This is a genomic window from Actinomadura darangshiensis (assembly GCF_004349235.1).
Taxonomy (GTDB): Bacteria; Actinomycetota; Actinomycetes; order Streptosporangiales; family Streptosporangiaceae; genus Spirillospora; species Spirillospora darangshiensis.
Genome location: NZ_SMKY01000184.1, coordinates 1 through 18240, shown reverse-complemented (window position 1 = coordinate 18240; position 18240 = coordinate 1). Strand labels below are relative to the sequence as shown.

General features: G+C 74.1%; 16 protein-coding genes. 14 read left to right on the top strand and 2 right to left on the bottom strand.

Going from position 1 to position 18240, the window contains the following annotated elements; all coding sequences use genetic code 11:
* The 7 genes from E1293_RS30995 to E1293_RS30965 form a co-directional block, all read left to right on the top strand.
* The coding region (locus E1293_RS30995) for a penicillin-binding transpeptidase domain-containing protein (protein WP_132201031.1) at positions 1–1573 on the top strand (1573 nt) is incomplete at its 5' end.
* A gap of 1672 nt (positions 1574–3245) precedes the next feature.
* Complete coding sequence (locus E1293_RS47815; protein WP_165978466.1) at positions 3246–4484, top strand: M23 family metallopeptidase; 1239 nt, start codon at positions 3246–3248, stop codon at positions 4482–4484.
* Between the two features lie 10 nt (positions 4485–4494).
* Complete coding sequence (locus E1293_RS30985; protein WP_132201029.1) at positions 4495–5397, top strand: ferric reductase-like transmembrane domain-containing protein; 903 nt, start codon at positions 4495–4497, stop codon at positions 5395–5397.
* Positions 5394–6905 carry an NADH-quinone oxidoreductase subunit NuoF family protein gene (locus E1293_RS30980; protein WP_132201028.1) on the top strand — a complete coding sequence of 504 codons (1512 nt, stop codon included), beginning with the start codon at positions 5394–5396 and terminating at the stop codon, positions 6903–6905. The genes E1293_RS30985 and E1293_RS30980 overlap by 4 nt, the downstream gene beginning before the upstream one ends.
* Before the next feature lie 124 nt (positions 6906–7029).
* Positions 7030–7662 (top strand): DUF4142 domain-containing protein, encoded by a 633-nt coding sequence (locus E1293_RS30975; protein WP_243716811.1) that lies wholly within the window; start codon positions 7030–7032, stop codon positions 7660–7662.
* Positions 7663–7699: 37 nt separating this feature from the next.
* Complete coding sequence (locus E1293_RS30970) at positions 7700–9229, top strand: DUF1996 domain-containing protein (RefSeq protein ID WP_132201027.1); 1530 nt, start codon at positions 7700–7702, stop codon at positions 9227–9229.
* A gap of 72 nt (positions 9230–9301) precedes the next feature.
* Positions 9302–9988, top strand: a complete 687-nt coding sequence (locus E1293_RS30965; RefSeq protein ID WP_132201026.1) for an NAD(P)H-binding protein — start codon at positions 9302–9304, stop codon at positions 9986–9988.
* A 1-nt stretch (position 9989) separates the two neighbouring features.
* Here the strand turns inward: E1293_RS30965 and E1293_RS30960 are convergent, their stop codons facing one another.
* Positions 9990–11783 (bottom strand): AMP-dependent synthetase/ligase, encoded by a 1794-nt coding sequence (locus E1293_RS30960; RefSeq protein ID WP_132201025.1) that lies wholly within the window; start codon positions 11781–11783, stop codon positions 9990–9992.
* Between the two features lie 207 nt (positions 11784–11990).
* Between E1293_RS30960 and E1293_RS30955 the strand changes: the two genes are divergently transcribed.
* From E1293_RS30955 to E1293_RS30930, 6 genes are all read left to right on the top strand, one after another.
* Complete coding sequence (locus tag E1293_RS30955; protein ID WP_132201024.1) at positions 11991–12686, top strand: copper homeostasis protein CutC; 696 nt, start codon at positions 11991–11993, stop codon at positions 12684–12686.
* Positions 12687–12732: 46 nt separating this feature from the next.
* Positions 12733–13500 (top strand): metallophosphoesterase family protein, encoded by a 768-nt coding sequence (locus tag E1293_RS30950; protein ID WP_132201023.1) that lies wholly within the window; start codon positions 12733–12735, stop codon positions 13498–13500.
* A 61-nt stretch (positions 13501–13561) separates the two neighbouring features.
* Positions 13562–13996, top strand: a complete 435-nt coding sequence (locus E1293_RS30945) for an SRPBCC family protein (RefSeq protein ID WP_132201022.1) — start codon at positions 13562–13564, stop codon at positions 13994–13996.
* An 83-nt stretch (positions 13997–14079) separates the two neighbouring features.
* Positions 14080–14571, top strand: a complete 492-nt coding sequence (locus tag E1293_RS30940; protein WP_132201021.1) for a hypothetical protein — start codon at positions 14080–14082, stop codon at positions 14569–14571.
* A gap of 23 nt (positions 14572–14594) precedes the next feature.
* Positions 14595–15563, top strand: a complete 969-nt coding sequence (locus E1293_RS30935; RefSeq protein WP_132201020.1) for an ROK family glucokinase — start codon at positions 14595–14597, stop codon at positions 15561–15563.
* Between the two features lie 2 nt (positions 15564–15565).
* Positions 15566–16261: an endonuclease/exonuclease/phosphatase family protein gene (locus tag E1293_RS30930; protein WP_132201019.1), complete on the top strand. Its 696-nt coding sequence runs from the start codon at positions 15566–15568 to the stop codon at positions 16259–16261.
* Here E1293_RS30930 and E1293_RS30925 read toward each other — a convergent pair.
* Entirely contained in the window at positions 16258–17112 is an 855-nt protein-coding gene (locus tag E1293_RS30925) for a hypothetical protein (RefSeq protein WP_132201018.1), read from the bottom strand. The two genes, E1293_RS30930 and E1293_RS30925, sit on opposite strands and share 4 nt — an antisense overlap.
* 366 nt (positions 17113–17478) lie before the next feature.
* Here E1293_RS30925 and E1293_RS30920 point away from each other — a divergent pair, with 366 nt between their 5' ends.
* Positions 17479–18213, top strand: coding sequence for a lysophospholipid acyltransferase family protein (locus tag E1293_RS30920; RefSeq protein ID WP_207939191.1), 735 nt, complete (start codon positions 17479–17481; stop codon positions 18211–18213).
* The last annotated feature ends 27 nt before the right edge of the window (positions 18214–18240 follow it).

Sequence of the window (18240 nt, the reverse complement as noted above, 5' to 3'; positions counted from 1 at the left end):
CATCACCATGACCCGGCTGGAGGGCATGGCCCCGGCCTGCCTCGCCGGGCGGCTCGGGATGTCCTATGCGGCATTCATGAAGCGTCGCAGCCGCGCCGAGAAGCGTCTGGTCGCCGCGATGCGCGACCGGGACCGCACGGCCGCGGAGGTGGCGGCCGGGTACTTCGACGCCTGGCGGGACGGCGACCTGGGCGGCATGCGCGAGTTCGTCGCCGACCCGCCGGCCGACTTCGCCGCGCAGCACCGGGCGCTGTCGCGCGGGCTCCTGGTCAACACGATCGCACTGGAGCCGCGGCCCGTCGCCGCGACCGGGCGGGACGCGGCGCAGGCCGACTTCACGGTCACCCGCTCGCTCGCCGGGCACGGCCAGTGGTCGTTCCGCTCGGTGCTGCGCCTGGGCCGGGTGGACGGCCGGTGGCGGGTGCTGTGGACGCCGTCCACCCTGTACCCGGGGCTGAAGGGCGGTGGGAAGTGGGCGCTGCGCCAGGTGCGCGTCCCCGCCCTGAAGCTGGCCGCGCGGGACGGCAAGGCGCTGCCGGAGGACGGTCCGCTCGCGCCCTACCTCGCCGGGATCATCGGAGGGCTGGACGAGGACACCGACCAGATCGCGTGGGCCGTCGAGCTGAGCGACGGCGGCGGGCCGCCGCGGCAGGTGAAGCTGTTCGGGGTGGAGAAGGGCAAGACGATCCGGACGACGCTGGACCGCGACCTGCAGGCGGCGGCGGAGAAGGCGGTCGAAGCCGCGCCCGGCCAGGCGGCGATCGTCGCCGTCCGGCCGTCCAACGGGGAGGTCCTCGCGGTGGCCGACGAGCTGGGCGGGATGGGGGCGTTCGTCGGCCTGTACCCGCCCGGCTCGACGTTCAAGGTGGTCACGGCGGGGGCGCTGGCCGCGGACGGGGCGGGCGCGGGAACCGGTGCGGACTGCCCCGCCTCCGTGGTCACCGCCCAGCGCACGATCCACAACGACGAGGACCACGCCCTCGGGCGGACGACGCTGCGCGGCGCCTTCGCCGCGTCCTGCAACACCACGTTCGCGCGGCTCGCGGTGGAGCGGCTGGGTGCGGCGAAGCTGGCGGCGAGCGCCCGCCGGTTCGGGTTCGGGGCCCCGATCGCACCGGGCGTGGACGCGTCCCGGGGGAGTTTCCCGGATCCGGGAAACGGCGCGGAGCTGGCCGAGGCGGCGATCGGGCAGGGCCGCGTGCAGGCGAGCCCGCTGCTGATGGCGACCGTCGCCGCGGCCGTGGCGGACGGCTCGTGGCGGGCGCCCCGGCTGGTGCCGGCGAAGCTCGTCCGCGCGGGCGGGGGAGAGGCGCCCCGCCCCCGTCCGGTGCCCGGGACCGCCGCACTGCGCACGATGATGCGGGCGGTCGTCGCTGAGGGCACCGCGGCGGGGGCCGGGCTGCCGGACGGGACGGCGGGCAAGACGGGGACCGCCGAGTTCGGCGGCGGGACGCACGCCTGGTTCATCGGCTACCGGGACGAGGTCGCGTTCGCGGTCTTCGTCTCGGCCGGCGGTTCGGGACCGCGGGTGGCGGCGCCGCTCGCCGCCCGCTTCCTGCGGGCCGCCCGCTGATCATCGCCGGGACGCACGACGCTCGCGGAGCTGCTCGGCGCCTCGACGGGCGTCCCGGAATCGGTCGCCCGGACGGGTGAACATGTCACCGGTTTCGCGCGTACTGCCCTGGAGAGCAGAACCGCCGCGGGCTAGGGCCGCAGCTTTTTTGGCACCAACTCGCATCCGAGTGGCTCTTGGGGCGTATGCTCCCGGAGTGATCGGGCGGATTCGACGAATCCGTCCGAGGATCGCGGTGGGAGCGAGCGGGCTCCGACATCGTGATCCGCACATGTCTCAAGCTGGAACGGCCGCCGGGCGTCATGCCCGGCGGCGCGGAGCCTGACCGGCGTTCGCCGAGCCCTCCGTCTCCTCCACAGGAGAGGGCATGGCGCGACGCGATAACGGGCATGCGTCCCGGAACCACACGCATGCTTCACCGTGGGCGGACACGCCCGCGCGCCCGTCCTCGAGGCCGGAGCCCAAGCGGGGTCTCTGGTCCGAGGACCCCCAGTGGCCCGAAGGGTCCTGGTGGTCGGAGCAGCCGGACTGGTTCGAGCGGGGACGATCGTCCCGGCGCGAGTCCAAACGGCGCGAACCGAAGCGGCGCGAGGGCAGGTCCCGCGCGCGGGACGAGGGCACGGAGCGGCCACGGCCACGCGCACAGCGGCCGGAGCCGCCCCAGGAGCGCTTCGACGCGCCCTCTGAGGCCTACGACCCGGGCTATGACGCCCGTACGCAGCAGTACGGCGCGCGGGCCGACCGCCCCCGCACGCGGCGCAAGGGCACCGCGTCACGCGCGGAGCAGTTCGACGCCCGCAACACCGGCACCGGCGCCAACCCCAAGCCGTTCGACGCCCGCAACAGCGGGTCGGGCGCGCCTGCGGAGGGCCGCCGTCCGCGACGCGAGCGTCCTCAGCCGCTCGACGCCCGGAATGGTGGTCCGAGTACGCCTGTGGAGCGTCCTCGGCCCCGGCGCGAGCGCCCTGAGGCTCGTCCTCAGCAGTTCGACGCCCGGAATGGTGGTCCGAGTACGCCTGTGGAGCGTCCTCGGCCCCGGCGCGAGCGCCCTGAGGCCCGTCCTCAGCAGTTCGACGCCCGCAATGGTGGTCCGAGTACGCCTGTGGAGCGCCCTCGTCCCCGGCCCCAGCGCCCCGAGGCTCGTCCTCAGCAGTTCGACGCCCGGAATGGTGGTCCGGGCGCGTCTGCGGAGCCTCCCCGAACCCAGCAGTTCGATGCTCGTAATGGCGGGCCGGGAGCGCCCGCCGAGGGGCGCGGCCCGCGAGGTGGGCGTCCTGGGGCGCGTCCCCAGCAGTTCGACGCCCGCAACGGTGGGACGGGTGCGACCGCGGAGCGTCCTCGTCCGCGGCGGGAGCGGCCGGACGCGCGGACACAGCAGTTCGACGCCCGCAATGGCGGGTCGGGCATGGCCGCCGAACGTCCTCCGGCGCGGCGTGAGCGGCCCGCGGCGCGGACGCAGCGGTTCGATGCCCGTGAGGAGAGGGGCGGCGCGGATCGGTCGCGGGAGTTCCCTCAGCGGGGCGGGCGGCCGCGTCGGCCGGCGCCTTCGCGGCGGCCGGAGCGGCGGGCCGAGTCGCGGCAGCCGGGGCGTCCGGAGCCGCGGCGCCGGCAGACGCCGCCGCGGCCCGGGCCCAAGGCCACCCCGCGGCGCGGGAAGCGGCCCACCGACCGGATGGGCATCGGCGCGATCGTGTTGTCCACGGCCGTCGGCCTGGCCCTGCTGGGCATCGCCGAGCGGGCCCTGCTGGACGGCGGCCCCCTCGGCGGCTCGTCCGGCCCGGTCGGCTCGGAGCGCGCGATCCGGCCGCCGAAGGCGGGCGGCGGTGGCACGTCCACCCAGCAGCCGCCGTCGCAGCAGGCCGGCGGGGGCGGCGCGGCCGGCACGCAGGGCGGCCCCGACCTCGGGGTGCTCGCCACGCAGGTCCGCAAGCTGACCCTGGCGCAGCGGGGCACCGCCGCCCGGCAGGCCTACGGCGCCGCGCTGACGCGGAACCCGTTCGTGGACGCCCAGCGCACGAGCCCCGACAAGACGTGGGTGTTCGGCACCACCGCGATCCCCGTGCCGACCTCCAGCGCGGCCAACCCCGAGATCGCGTTCTACGCCGCCCGCTGGACGGGCAAGGAGTGGCAGGTCGGGCTCTCGGGCGGCAAGGGGTTCGCCACCCTCCTCGGCGCCGCGCCCGCGAACCTCATGCCGGCGTCGGAGGAGAGCCTCCTGCGCAAGTACGCCGCGCTCAGCGCCGCGCAGGCCACCGCCCTCGTCAACGGGACGCGGACCGGCGACAAGCTGATGCTGCCGTGGAAGGTCGGCCAGGCCTGGGCGATGACGACGTCCGACGACGCCACGGCCTCGCGCCCGCTGGCGTCGCTGGCGTTCTCCGGCGGCGACGGCCGCGTCCTCGCGTCCGGCAAGGCCCGCCTCTACCGCTTCTGCTCCAGCGAGGCGGGGGCGCTGGTCATGCTCGTCCACCCGAGCGGCCTCGCGACGACCTACTACCGGCTGGAGAACGTGACGAAGGTGCGCGGCGGCAGCGTCGTCAAGCAGGGCGCCACGCTCGGCCGCACCGGCAACGCCCGGCCCTGCGGCGGCGCGGCGGCGCCGCGCGCCGAGGTCGGGTTCGGGCTGCGCCGCGGCGCCGGACCGGTCCCGCTCGACGGTGCGGAGATCGGCGGCTGGACGTTCCAGGAGCGCGCCACGCCGCTCCTCGGCTTCGCGCAGCGCGGCGTGCTGCAAGTGCTTCCCGGGGGCCTGCTGGCCAATCTCGGCCCGGTCCCCGCGGCGGACGAGGACGCTCCGCCGTCATCGCCGTCCCCCAGCGCCGCGCCGGAGGACGGTGCCGGAACGGCCGCCGCCCCGGCGTCGGCCGCAACCCAGAAGAGGAGTCCGAGCGGTGCGAACTCGCAGCAGTGATGATCCCGCGGTGCCCAGCTGGGTGCTGCGCGTGGTGCTCGTCGGCGCGGTACTCGTGCTCGTCGGCGCGGCGACCCCGCAGGGCGCCGTCGCGGTCGCGAACGTCCAGTACTTCCTCAACTTCTACGCCGGCGTCTTCGCCCTCGTCGCCTACACGACGGCCGTGATGTGCGGGCTGCTCGCCACCGAGCGCCTGATCCTGAAGATCCGGCACCGGGTGCTGGCGCAGGCGGTGCACCGCGCGTCCGCCGTCATCGCGACGGCGATGCTGGTCGCGCACGTGTCGGTGAAGGTGATGAACGGCCTCGCGGTGCCGATGCAGATCGTCGTCCCGGACGGCGGCGCCATCGGGCTCGGCACGATCGCGGCCGAGCTGATGATCCTCGTGGTGATCACCGGGATGGTGCGGTCGCGGTTCGCGATCCGCGGCAAGGCCTGGATGTGGCGGTCGATGCACGTGCTCGTCTACATCGCCTGGCCGATGGCGATCGTGCACGGCCTGATCGTCGGCCGGGTGGCGGCGAACTGGGTGGTGCTCAGCTACGTGATGAGCGTGGTGCTGGTCGTGGTCGCGCTGGTCACCCGCATGGTCGTGGTGATCAAGCCGCGGGACGTGCACCTGGCCGGCGAGGAGGTCGACTCCTTCACCCGGCCCGACGGCGCCGGGCGCCGCCGCGACCGGCGCGCCATGGCGGCCCGCGACCACGAGGAGGGACGCGCCGCCGCGATGGCGCGCGCCAGGGCGTCGCAGGACCGGGAGGACTTCGACGACCTGCGCGGCTACGACGACGACGCGCTCGGCTTCGAGGACGGCGGCTACGACGACGGCTACGACGACCCCCGCCGCACCGTCGCCGACCCGCGCGGCATGCCCGTCACCGGGCAGGGCCGTGACACCGAGGTCATCCGATGACCTCGACCATCACCGTCTCCAACATCGGCGGCCCCCGGCTGACGCTCGGGTTCGACCGGTTCGACCGGCTGGACCTCGACCGGCACCTGGCGGTGCACGGCAAGCTCCGCGCGCCGGCGCTGGACGACCTGGTCGCCATGGCGGAGCAGGTGGACCTGCGGGGACGCGGCGGGGCGGGGTTCCCGTTCGCCCGCAAGCTGATGGCGGTCGCGGCGCGGGTGAACTACCCGACCGCCGACCAGACCGCGCTGCTGCCCGGTGAGAAGGGCGACGAGCGCGGCTCCAGCGAGGACGTCGTGGTGGTCGTGAACGGCGCCGAGGGCGAGCCCGGCAGCGCCAAGGACAAGGTCCTGCTCGGCCGCGCCCCGCACCTGGTGCTCGACGGCGCGCAGATCGCCGCGAACGCGCTCGGCACCCAGCGGATCGTGCTCGCCGTGGAGAGCGACGAGGCGGCCCGCTCGGTCCGCGCCGCGATCAGCGAGCGGCGGATGCCGGCCCGCGTCGTCCGGCTGACCGAGCGGTTCATCTCGGGGGAGAGCGGCGCGGTGGTCCGCGCCATCAACGGGGAGACGCCGATCCCGCCGGGCGTCAAGGTCCGCGCGTCCGACTCGGGGGTCGACGGCTTCCCGACGCTGCTGTCCAACACCGAGACGTTCGCGCAGCTCGCGGTGCTGGTCTCGCTCGGCTCCGACCTGTACGCCTCGGCCGGGACGCAGGACGAGCCGGGCACCACGCTGCTCACGATCGGCGGCACCCAGGTCGTCGAGGCGCCGCTCGGCACGCCGCTGCGGGCCGTCCTCGACCACTGCCAGGCGCCGCCGTCGCCGGGCGTGCTCGTCGGCGGATACCACGGGATGTGGCTCGACCGCGCCGCCGTGCAGCGGGCGGTCCTGTCCCGCGCCGGGATGCGGCGCGTCGGCGGGACGGTGGGCGCCGGGATCATCCTGCCGCTCGACCAGGGCACCTGCCCGCTCGGCGAGGTCACCCGGATCGCGTCCTACCTCGCGGCGCAGTCCGCCGGGCAGTGCGGGCCGTGCCGGCTCGGGCTGCCCGACGTCGTCCGGTCCCTGAACATGCTCACCGAGGGCGGCGGGTCGGTCGAGGACGTCCGGCGCGCCGCCGGCGTCGGCCGGGGCCGGGGCGCCTGCCACCACCCGGACGGCACGGCGAGGTTCGTGCTGTCGGCGATGGAGGCGTTCGGGGCCGACATCGACGCGCACCGCTGGGGCGCGGGCTGCGGCCTGTCGACCTACGGGGTGCTGCCGCTCCCGGTGCCGGACGGCACGGAGGGGCAGGTCGCGATCGACTGGAGCCGGTGCGACGGGCACGGCCTCTGCGCCTACCTCGTCCCCGAACTGATCCAGCTCGACCGGTACGGCTTTCCCGTGGTGCTCGGCACCGACATTCCCGCGTGGATGGAGAAGGACGTGCAGAAAGCGGTCGCGATGTGCCCCGCATTAGCACTGCGGGTCGTCGGGGGCGTGGACGGAACGTCTTCGCGGCGATGAAGCGCGAATCTGAGAAAACTGACGACAACTGGACTTCGTTGAACCCTCGCGCCAACGCGGTGCGTATATATGGCAAGACCCGCGTCGTGTCCTTCGAAAAGATCATGAAAGGAGGAAGGTGATCATGGGGAAGGCATACGGAATGGCCGAGGTGAGCAGGTTCCGGCGGCCTCGGAAAGGGCGTCTGCTCCTGGCCCTGGCCGTCGTGGCCGTCGCGGCGGCCGCCTTCGCGGTCGTGGTGAATCCGGTCGGCGTCCCCGCAAGCGGCGCGGCTCGCCTCGGCGGCACCGTGAACACCAAGTGGGGACGGCTGAGCGCCCAGGACAGGACGGTGCTCGTCAAGGTCAGGCAGGCCAACCTGTGGGAGATGCCCGCGGGCCAGCAGGCCCAGCAGCGTGCCGCGTCCCCCAGGGTGCGGGAGGTCGCCGGGATCATCGCGGCGCAGCACCTGCAGCTGGACTCCGCGACCCGCGCCACCGCGCAGCAGCTGGGCGTACTCCTCCCCGTTGAGCCCAACGGGTCGCAGAAGAGCTGGCTGAGAGAGATGTCGGGCAAGTTCGGCGCCGATTACGACAAGACCTTCGTGCTGCGGCTCCGCGCCGCGCACGGGCAGGTGTTCCAGCTCCTCGCCAAGGCCCGCGCGCAGACCGAGAACACCGTGATGCGGTCGTTCATTGAAAGTGGAATGAAATTCGTGAACACACATATTTCGCTGCTGGAGAGCACCGGCCTGGTCCCCAGACGCGCGCTTCACTGACATACACATCCCACCCCCGCAAAGGGAGCACTTTTCCATGGGACGAAAGAAGAAGGCCTTCGCCGCGATGATTCCGGCGGTCGCGCTGGTCGCGACGGCCTGCCAGCAGACCCCCGGGACGGCGGCCCAGCCGTACGGACCCGCGAGCACGAAGGCGGCCACCCCGGCCGCCGCCTACCCCGAGCAACCCGCGCAGAACGGCGGCGGCTCCGGTGTGCCCAAACTCCAGGGCGGCGGCGGGCAGCAGTACGGCGGCCAGCAGGGCGGTGCCCAGCCGGCCGGCAACGGCCAGCAGACCCAGGCCCCGGCGGGTAACGGCCAGCAGACCCAGCCCCCGGCCGGCAACGGCCAGCAGACCCAGCCCCCGGCGGGCGGCGGTCAGATGGGTGACGGCGGTCAAATGGGCGACGGCGGCCAGATGGGTGACGGCGGTCAAATGGGTGACGGCGGCCAGATGGGTGACGGCGGCCAGATGGGCGACGGCGGCCAGATGGGCGGCCAGAACGGTGGCCAGAACGGCGACCAGGGCAACGGCGGCCAGGGCGGCGACCAAGGGAACGGCGACCAGGGCAACGGCGACCAAGGCAACGGCGGTGACCAGGGGAACGGTGACCAGGGCCAGGAGCAGCCGCCCAACCCGGAACTGCGCGCCGACCAGTACGTCGACATCAACAAGGCGCCGGCCGTCCAGCAGCCGCGCGCCGGCCGGCAGGCGTCCACCGGCGTGTTCGCGTCCAGCTGCGGCGTGAACGAGGGCCAGAAGCACAGCAACCCCGACAACGTGCTCGCGGCGCCCGGCGTCGTGAACGGCGCCCACCACATCCACGACTACGTCGGGAACCTCGACACGAACGCGTTCTCGACCGACGAGACCTTCGCCGCCGCCGGCACCACCTGTACGAACGGCGACAAGTCGGCCTACTTCTGGCCGGTGATCCGGCTCCGCGAGGGCAAGGACGACTCCGACCGGGCGCAGCAGAGCACGGCGGACGGCAACACCGGCAGCATCGTCACCCCGTCGAGCGTGAAGCTCCAGTTCATGGGCAGCCCGCGCAGCAAGGTGGTCGCGGCGCCGCAGTTCATCCGGATCTCGACCGGTGACGCCAAGGCCGTGACGAACGGGCTGAAGAACGCGCACGCGAGCTGGACGTGCAGCGGCTTCGAGAAGCAGGCGTTCACCGACAAGTACCCGCTGTGCCCCGAAGGCAGCCAGGTGGAGCGCGTGCTGAACTTCCCCGGCTGCTGGGACGGCCAGAACACCGACAGCGCCAACCACCGCGACCACGTCGCGTTCGCCGACCAGGGGACGGGCGCCTGCCCGCAGGGCTTCAAGGCCATTCCGCAGCTGCGGATGACGCTGGCCTACGACGTGCCCGCCGAGCCGCTGGTGTTCGCCCTGGACAGCTTCCCCGAGTCGGGCCACGACCCGGTGACCGACCACGGCGACTTCATCAACGTGATGGGTGAGGAGCTGATGCAGAAGGCGGTCGACGCGATCAACGCCGGCACCAAGTCCGGCACGAAGGCGAAGGCCAAGCCGCGCGCGAAGGCCAAGCCCCGCCGCTGATCCGAGCACCGAGTCCCGGGACCCGGCCGCGCCGCGCGCGCGTCCGGGTCCCCGGCGTTCTACGATCGCGGCATGGACATCGTGATCGCGGGCGGGCACGGGCAGATCGCACTGCGGCTGTCGCGGCTGCTGGCCGCGCGGGGGGACACCGTGCTCAGCCTCATCCGCAACCCCGGCCATGCCGGCGACGTCCGGGACACCGGCGCCGGGCCGATCGTGTGCGACCTGGAGACGGCCGGCATCGACGAGGTCGCCGGACACCTGACCGGGGCGGACGCCGTCGTGTTCGCCGCCGGCGCCGGCCCGGGCAGCGGAACGGCCCGCAAGGACACCGTCGACCGGGCGGCCGCCGTGCTGGCGGCGGACGCGGCGGAGCGCGCCGGCGTCCGCGGCTTCGTGCAGATCTCCGCCATGGGCGCCGGTGAGCCGCCCGCGCCGGGACGCGGCGAGGTCTGGGAGGCCTACATCAGGGCCAAGGGCGAGGCCGAGGACGACCTGAAGCGCCGCGGCGCCCTGGGCTGGCTGATCCTGCGCCCCGGGCGCCTCACCGACGACCCGCCCACCGGCCTGGTGACGCTGGCCGAGCCGCCGATCGGGCACGACGCCGTCACCCGCGCCGACGTCGCCGCGGTCATCGCGGCGCTGCTCGCCGCCGGCGACGTCCGCCACCGCACCCTGGACCTGCTCAACGGGCCCACGGCGATCGCGGACGCCGTCGCCGCCCTGCGCCCGGCGCCGGGCGGCGGCCGCGACGGGTAGGTCAGCCGGCGTAGAGGCCCTCGATCTCCGCGGCGAAGTCCTTCAGCACCACGTTCCGCTTCACCTTCAGGCTGGGCGTCATGTGCCCGGCCGCCTCGGTGAAGTCGACGCCGAGGATGACGTACTTCTTGATCGCCTCGGCGTGGCTGACGGACTTGTTGGCGTCGGCGACCGCGGCCTCGATCTCCGCGACGACGTCGGGGTCGCTGCGCAGCTCGTCCACGGTCATCGCCGCGGGCTTGCCGTGCTGGGCCTTCCAGGGGCCGAGCGCCTCCTCGTCCAGGGTGACGAGCGCGCTGATGAACTTGCGGCCGTCCCCGACGACGAGGCACTGGCTGACCAGCGGATGCGCGCGGAGCCGGTCCTCCAGCGGCGCGGGCGCCACGTTCTTGCCCGCCGCGGTGACGAGGATCTCCTTCTTCCGGCCGGTGATCCGCAGGAAGCCGTCCTCGTCGAGGGAGCCGAGGTCGCCGGTGTGGAACCAGCCGTCCTCCAGGGCCTCCTTGGTGGCGGCCTCGTTGTTCCAGTAGCCGCGCAGGATGTTGATGCCGCGCACGAGGACCTCGTCGTCCTCGGCGATGCGGACGTCCACGCCGGGGATCGGACGTCCCACGGTGCCGATCCTGAGGGCGGTGGGACGGTTCACGCTGACGGGCGCCGTCGTCTCGGTGAGGCCGTAGCCCTCCAGGATCGTGATGCCGACGCCGCGGAAGAAGTGCCCGAGGCGCTCGCCGAGCGCGGCGCCGCCGGACACCGCGTACTGCACCTTGCCGCCGACGGCCGCGCGCAGCTTGCCGTACACGAGGACGTCGAAGACCTTGTGCTTGGCCTTGAGGCCGAGGCCGGGGCCGCCGGTGTCCAGCGCGCGGCTGTAGGCGATCGCCGTGTCGGCCGCCGCCTTGAAGATCTTGCCCTTGCCGTCGGCCGCGGCCTTCTGCTCGGCGCCGTTGTAGACCTTCTCGAAGACGCGCGGGACGGCCAGCAGGAACGTCGGCTGGAACGAGGCGAGGTCGGGCAGCAGGTTCGGGATGTCGCTGTGCCCGAGGACGATGCCGCCCTCGATGGTCGCCACCTCGATCAGCCGGGCGAATATGTGCGCCAGCGGCAGGAACAGCAGCGTGGAGCTGCCCTCCACGGCGATCTCGGCGATCGCGCCCTGGACGGCGTTGCGGGCGGTCGACACCAGGTTCCCGTGCGTGATCTCGCAGCCCTTGGGGCGCCCGGTGGTGCCGGAGGTGTAGACGAGCGTGGCGAGGTCGGCGGCGGTGCGGGACCGGCGGCGCTCCTCGACCACGTCGTCGCCGGAGCCGGCGCCGAGCCGGGTGACCTCGGCGACGCCGCCCGCGTCGATGCCCCAGACGTGCGCGAGGCCGGGCAGCCGGTCGCGCAGGCCCTCGACCGACGCGACGTGCGCCTCGGTCTCGGCGAACACGGCCTTGGCGCCGGAGTCGCCGACGATCCACTCGATCTGCTCGGCGGACGACGTCTCGTAGATGGGGACGGAGACCGCGCCCGCCGCCCAGATGGCGTAGTCGAGGACGGTCCACTCGTAGCGGGTGGCCGACAGCAGGCCCACCCGGTCGCCGGGCTCGACCCCGGCGGCGGCGAGGCCCTTGGCGACGCCCGCCGCCTCGGCCGCGAACTCGGCGGCGGTGACGGCGCGCCACGACGCCTCGCCGCTCTTGCGGCGCGCCACGATCCGGCCGGGCTCCTGCGCCGCCCGGGTGAAGGGCGCGTCGGTCAGAGTGGCGGAGTCGGAAACCTCCGCCATCGCGGGGACGCTGAACTCGCGCACGGCCCACTCCTGTAGTCGATCTTCGAGGACGGCGGGGGAGCTCCGCGGAGACTCCCTCGCTGCCGCATGATACCCACCAGTAGGAATTTTGCGGCCCGTTACGCCGGGTTAACGGCACGGCAAAGACCGCCCGTCGCCCGTGGCGGGGGCTCCGCGGTCGCCTACGCTTGACCCGGTCGCACAACGGACGCGGTTCGGGGGAACGCCATGTCGCTGCTCGAAGTGATCGCGCTGACCGGGGCGGACGCCCGCGCGGCGGAGCGGGGCGGCGCCGACCGGATCGAGGTCGTCGCCGACATGGCCGCGGACGGGCTCACCCCCGATCCCGACCTCGTCGCCGCCATCCGGGACGCCACCTCCCTGCCGATGCGGGTGATGCTGCGCGCCAACGCCGGGTTCCGCACCACCGGCGCCGAGCTGGACCGGCTGCGCCGGGCCGCCGCCGGCCTCGCCGACGCGGGCGCCGACGGGTTCGTGCTCGGCTTCCTCGACTCGTCCGGGCACATCGACGCGGCCGCCACCGGCAAGCTCGCCGCCGACGCCGCCCCGCTGCCCTGGACGTTCCACCGGGCACTCGACCACGCCGCCGACCCCGTCCAGGCGTGGCGCGCCGTCCGCGACCTCGGCGGCCGCCTCGACACCGTCCTCACGGCGGGTTCGGCCCGCGGCGTGGACGCCGGGGTCGAGGTGCTCGTCCGGCGCGCCGCCGGGGACCCGGCCGCGGCCGCGATGATCATGGCGGGGGGCGGGCTGCGGCGCAAGCACGTCGCCGTCCTCGCCGCCGCGGGCGTCACCGCGTTCCACGTGGGCACGGCCGTCCGGCCGGACGGCGACTGGGACGCCCCGGTCGACCCGGCCCTGGTGCGCGAGTGGCGCACGCTGGTGGCCGCCGCGGCCGGCTGACGCCCCGCCCGTGTTCGCGGGCGGTACGTCCTATTACAGTCGGTTCATGAGGATCCACGTGGTGAGCGACGTCCACGGCCGCGCGGACGCGCTGGCGGGCGCGGCGGACGGCGCGGACGCGCTCATCTGCCTGGGCGACCTGATCCTGTTCGTCGACTACCAGGACCACGGGCAGGGGATCTTCGCCGACCTGTTCGGCCAGGACAACGCCGACCGGTTCATCGCGCTGCGCACCGAGAAGCGCTTCGACGAGGCCCGCGAGTTCTCCCGCGGCCTGTGGGCCTCGCTGGAGGGCGACGCCTGGCCGCACATCGAGCGCGCCGTCGACCGGCAGTACGCCGAGCTGTTCGCGGCCATGCCGTCCCCGGCCTACCTGACCTACGGCAACGTCGACGTCCCGCGCATGTGGGGCGCGCACCTGCGCGACGGGCACCGCGTCCTGGACGGCGAGACCACCGAGATCGGCGGGCTCCGGTTCGGCTTCGTCGGCGGCGGCCTGCGCACCGAGTACCGGACCCCCTACGAGCTGGACGACGAGACCTACGCCGCCAAGGTCGCCGCCGTCGGCGAGGTGGACGTGCTGTGCTGCCACATCCCGCCCGCCGTCCCCGAACTGCTGTACGACACGGTCGCGCGCCGGTTCGAGCGGGGCAGCGAGGCGATCCTGGACGCGATCCACCGGACGCGGCCGAAGTACGTGCTGTTCGGGCACGTCCACCAGCCGCTCGCGAGCCGGATCCGCATCGGCCGCACCGAATGCGTGAACGTCGGGCACTTCCGCGCGCGCGGGGTGCCCTACGTCCTGACGGTGTGACGATACTTTCTCTAGGACAGCGGGCCCGCACGGGCTCACGGCGAGCCGGAGGGAGACGCAGATGGCGGACCGCACGAGTTCCTCCATCACGGTCAAGGCGGGGAAGGCCGAGATCATGGCGGTGATCGCCGATCTGGAGGCCTACCCCGGGTGGGCGAGCGGCATCCGCGAGTTCACCGTGCAGGAGACGGGCGAGGACGGCCGCGCCGAACGCGCCCGGCTGACGTTCGACGGCGGCCCGTTCAGCGACACCGTCGGGCTCGCCTACACCTGGGAGGGCGACGACCGGGTGACGTGGGAGCTGGTGGAGCCGGGGACGGTCGTCACCGGCCTGCACGGCACCTACGCCCTGGCGGAGGAGGGCGGCGGCACCGAGGTGACCTACGAGCTCGCCGTCGACGTCCGCATCCCCATGATCGGCATGGTGAAGCGCAAGGGCGAGAAGCGGATCATCGACTCCGCCCTCAAGGGCCTCAAGCGGCACGTGGAGAGCTGAGCCCGGATGCGCTGGGCACGGATGCGCTCGGCACGGCGCGGAGGCGATACCGTGCACGCCGGTAACGGATGGAAGATGGAGTCATGAGCGAGCGACCGGGCGACGTCCTGGACGAGGCGGCAAAGCTTTTCGACGCGCTGCTGAAGCGGGTGGGCGGAGGCGGCTGGAGCGATGAGGCGGGCCGGGACGAACCGGCCGGCGATGTTTGGGACCGTGCCACCGCGGCCGGACCCGAGCACGGCCACTCCGAGCACGGCCACTCCGAGCACGGGCCGCACATCGCCACCGGCGCGCCGGAATGCCGCGACTGCCCGATCTGCCGGGCCATCGCGATGCGGCGCGAAGGCGGCGGCGACGTCGGGCGGCACCTGCGCGAGGCCGGGCGGTCGCTACTGGCCGCGGCCCTGGACGTGGCGGCCGCGTTCGACCGGACGCGCCCGCCCGCCGCGCGGGAGAACCGGCCCCCGGAGGCGTCGCGGCGCCCCGGGGCGGGTACGTCCGATCGGTCGGGACGTCCCGAGCCGGGCGAGCCGTGGTCGGCCGCCACCGGCGGCGGCCCCATCGACATCGGGTAGTGCGGTAGAGGAGGAAGCGTTACATGGCCCTGACCATCGGCGTGGATGTGGGCGGCACCAAGGTGGCCGCCGGGGTCGTCGACGACCGCGGGACGATCCTGGAGAAGGTCCGCCGGCCGACTCCCTCGACGAACCCGAAGGAGACCGCCGAGACCATCGCCGAGGTCGTCGACCTGCTGAAGGGCAAGTTCGAGGAGGTCTCGGCGGTCGGGCTCGGCACCGCGGGCTTCGTCGACGAGGCCCGCTCCACGGTGCTGTTCGCGCCGAACCTGGCCTGGCGGGACGAGCCGATCAAGGAGAAGGTCGAGAGCCTCGTCGGCCTGCCGGTCGTCGTGGAGAACGACGGCAACGCCACCGCATGGGGCGAGGCCCGGTTCGGCGCAGGTCGCGGCGAGAACTTCCTCGTCCTGGTGGCGCTCGGCACCGGCATCGGCGGCGGCATCATCATCAACGGCGAGCTGTACCGGGGCGGGTTCGGCATCGGCGCCGAGATGGGCCACTTCCGGGTGGTCCCGGACGGGCGCCGCTGCGGCTGCGGCAACCGCGGCTGCTGGGAGCAGTACGCCAGCGGCAACGCCCTCGTCCACGAGGCGCGCGACCTGGCCCGGGTGGCGCCCGCGATGGCGGGGCGCCTGCTGGAGCTCGGCGACGGCCGGCCCGAGGGCATCAGCGGCCCCGAGGTGTCGCAGGCGGCCCGCGAGGGCGACAAGGCCGCACTGGAGTGCTTCCGGACGATCGCGCACTGGGCGGGCCAGGGCCTGGCCGACCTGAGCGCGATCCTCGACCCGGGCGCGTTCATCATCGGCGGCGGCCTGTCCGACGCCGGCGACCTGCTGCTCGACCCGATCCGCGGCGCGTTCGAGGACGCCCTGACCGGCCGCGGCCACCGCCCGCTGCCCGACATCCGCATCGCCGAGCTGGGCTCGGCGGCGGGCATCGTCGGCGCCGCGGACCTCGCCCGCGTCCGGCCCTTCCGGGACGTGATCGTCTAGGCGTGGCCGCCGTCCGCCTGCTGAGCTACAACGTCCGGTCGCTGCGCGACGACCCGGCCGCGGTGGCCCGCGTCGTCCGCGGCATCGCACCGGACGTGCTGTGCGTGCAGGAGGTTCCGCGGTCGTGGGGGTGGCGGCTTCAGCGCCGCCGCCTCGCGCGGGCCGTCGGCCTGAGGATCGCGGCGGGGCGGCGGGCCTGCGGGCTCGCCGTCCTGGCCGCGCCGCACGTCCGGCGGGTGGCCCGCGAGTTCCACCTGCTCACCCCGGACCCGGACCTGCACCGCCGCGGCCTGGCGATCGCCGTCCTGGAGGCCGGCGGCGCCCGCTTCATCGCCGCGAGCACCCACCTGGACCTGAAGGACGGGCCGCGGGTCCGGCACGTCCGCGAGATCCTCGCCCACCTGGACCGCGTCCGCGACCGCCACGGCGCCCCGGTGGTGCTGGCGGGCGACGTCAACGAGGAGCCGGGCGGCGATGCCTGGTCGGCGCTGGCGGACCGCTTCCAGGACGGCTACGAGGCCGCCCGGGCGGGGGAGGAGCTCACCTTCTCCGCCCGCGACCCGAGGCGCCGCATCGACGCCGTCTTCGCCGACCCGGCGGTCCGCGTGACCGCCTGCGGCGTCCCGCCCGGGAACGCGGACGACTACGCGCGGGCCACCGACCACCGCCCGGTCGTGGCCGATCTCGAACTCTCCTAGACGACGGCTCCGTCGTCGGGGTCGCGGGGCTCGTCGCCCATCCGCAGGACGAGGGTGACGAAGCCGCCGATGAAGGCGGCGACGGCGAGGAAGGCGGCCCAGCCGGGCACCTCCCAGTCGAGGATGACGGTCACCAGCAGGTAGACGGGGCCGCCGATCAGCGCGATCCACGCGCCCTTGGTGAGCGGGTCGGCGCTCGGCAGCGGCGCGGGCGGGGGCGGGACGTAGTGCTCGCCGGTCTCGTCGTCCGGCGGGAACTCCGGGACCTCGGACGGCTGGATCACCCGGGCGCGGGGGAGGCGCCCGGTGCGGTCGTCGCCCTCCTCCGGCGGGTCGGCCGGCTCGCGGATGTTCTCCTCGTCGGGCCAGGGCACGTCGTCGCCCTCGGGGACGTCGTCGAACCCGGCGACGATCTCGGCCCAGATGGCGTCCTCGTCGCGTTCGGCGGTGCCGCCCGGCTCCGTGCCCGCGGCGCCGGGGTCGGCGAGGCCCGTCTCCGTGCGCTCCACGGCGTCCCTGGGGTCGGAGTGGTCGCCCTCGGGCCGCTCGGCGTCGGGACGGTCGGCGTCGCCGCCGCGGGCGGACGCGTCGCGCAGCCGGGCGAGATGGGCGCGCAGGATGCCCTCGGCGGCCGGTTTCATGTCGACGTCCACGTACAGCCGGTCGAGGACGTCGCCGGCGACCGGCTCCAGGGCCGGCTCGCCGATCTCCGGCAGGCCGGACGGAGACGCCGCGTACGCGGCGACGCCCTCCTCGCCGAGCGCCGCCAGCATCGCGTCGGCCAGATGCGGCGCCAGGTCGACCAGTGGGGCGTAGGTCTCCGCTGACAGTCCATTGCCACGGCGATTCACGGGGCCGGCTCCTTCGACGACTCCGGCGTGACCGACAGCACCGGCATGGCGGCCTCCGCTCCCCCATTGACATGTGGTGCCCGGTCGCACCGCCCGCGTGACGGCACTCCCGGACACCCCGAAACGTGTGTCCCACGGTATTCGCTGCGCCGCCCGGAACAAGCCCCCGGGAGCACCCGATTGATATTTACCGCTCCGAGCCTACGTTCATTCCCGGCCCGCCGCCGGTGCGGCCGGCGTGCCGCTGACGGGTACCGGCCGGTAGCTGACCGGGACGAGGAGTGGGAAGATGTCCCATCATCTCCCGTCCGGCCAGGACCGGGACGTGCCCGCCCCCAGGGCACCGGTCCGAGGAAGGTGCCCCGCATGCTGTGGTTCTGGATCCTGCTCAGGATCGTCCTGTCCCCGATCCTGTACCTCGGATGGTGGCCGCGGAACCGGGGGGCGCGCAACGTCCCGAAGCGCGGGCCGGCGCTCCTGGTCAGCAACCACCTGTCGTTCGCCGACCACTTCTTCGGGCCGCTGCCGCTGATGCGGCCGATCTTCTTCATCGGCAAGGGCGAGTACTTCACCGGCAAGGGGATCAAAGGGCTGGTCAGCAAGGGGTTCTTCACCGGGGTGGGCGTCGTCCCGGTCGACCGGACGGGCGGGGACGCGGCCGAGGCGGCGCTGCAGACCGGGCTGCGGATCCTCGGCGAGGGCAAGCTGCTCGGCATCTACCCGGAGGGCACGCGGGCGCCCGACGAGAGGCTGTACCGGGGCAAGACGGGGGTGGCGCGGCTGGCGCTGAAGTCCCGGGTCCCGGTGATCCCGATGGCGATGATCAACACGTTCGCGCTGATGCCGCCCGGCAGGCCGCTGCCGCGGCTCGGCGTCCGGCCCGGCGTCCGGTTCGGGAAGCCGCTGGACTTCTCCCGGCACTACGGGCGCGAGGACGACCACGAGGTGCTGCGGGAGATCACCGACGAGATCATGCGGGCGATCCGCGAGCTGTCCGGCCAGGAGTACGTGGACCGCTACTCCGCCGAGGTGAAGGCGGAGATGGCGGGCAGGCCGGTGCGGCAGGTCGAGGACGACGGCGGGCTGAGCGACTCAGGATGAGCGAAGCGAACCGGGGGGTGTGGGGGG

Bases quoted from the DNA above. Each gene is read 5' to 3' on its own strand.
- E1293_RS47815 (WP_165978466.1), top strand. From the start codon at position 3,246: ATGGGCATCGGCGCGATCGTGTTGTCCACGGCCGTCGGCCTGGCCCTG.
- E1293_RS30980 (WP_132201028.1), top strand. From the start codon at position 5,394: ATGACCTCGACCATCACCGTCTCCAACATCGGCGGCCCCCGGCTGACG.
- E1293_RS30975 (WP_243716811.1), top strand. From the start codon at position 7,030: ATGGGGAAGGCATACGGAATGGCCGAGGTGAGCAGGTTCCGGCGGCCT.
- E1293_RS30970 (WP_132201027.1), top strand. From the start codon at position 7,700: ATGGGACGAAAGAAGAAGGCCTTCGCCGCGATGATTCCGGCGGTCGCG.
- E1293_RS30965 (WP_132201026.1), top strand. From the start codon at position 9,302: ATGGACATCGTGATCGCGGGCGGGCACGGGCAGATCGCACTGCGGCTG.
- E1293_RS30955 (WP_132201024.1), top strand. From the start codon at position 11,991: ATGTCGCTGCTCGAAGTGATCGCGCTGACCGGGGCGGACGCCCGCGCG.
- E1293_RS30950 (WP_132201023.1), top strand. From the start codon at position 12,733: ATGAGGATCCACGTGGTGAGCGACGTCCACGGCCGCGCGGACGCGCTG.
- E1293_RS30945 (WP_132201022.1), top strand. From the start codon at position 13,562: ATGGCGGACCGCACGAGTTCCTCCATCACGGTCAAGGCGGGGAAGGCC.
- E1293_RS30940 (WP_132201021.1), top strand. From the start codon at position 14,080: ATGAGCGAGCGACCGGGCGACGTCCTGGACGAGGCGGCAAAGCTTTTC.
- E1293_RS30935 (WP_132201020.1), top strand. From the start codon at position 14,595: ATGGCCCTGACCATCGGCGTGGATGTGGGCGGCACCAAGGTGGCCGCC.
- E1293_RS30920 (WP_207939191.1), top strand. From the start codon at position 17,479: ATGCTGTGGTTCTGGATCCTGCTCAGGATCGTCCTGTCCCCGATCCTG.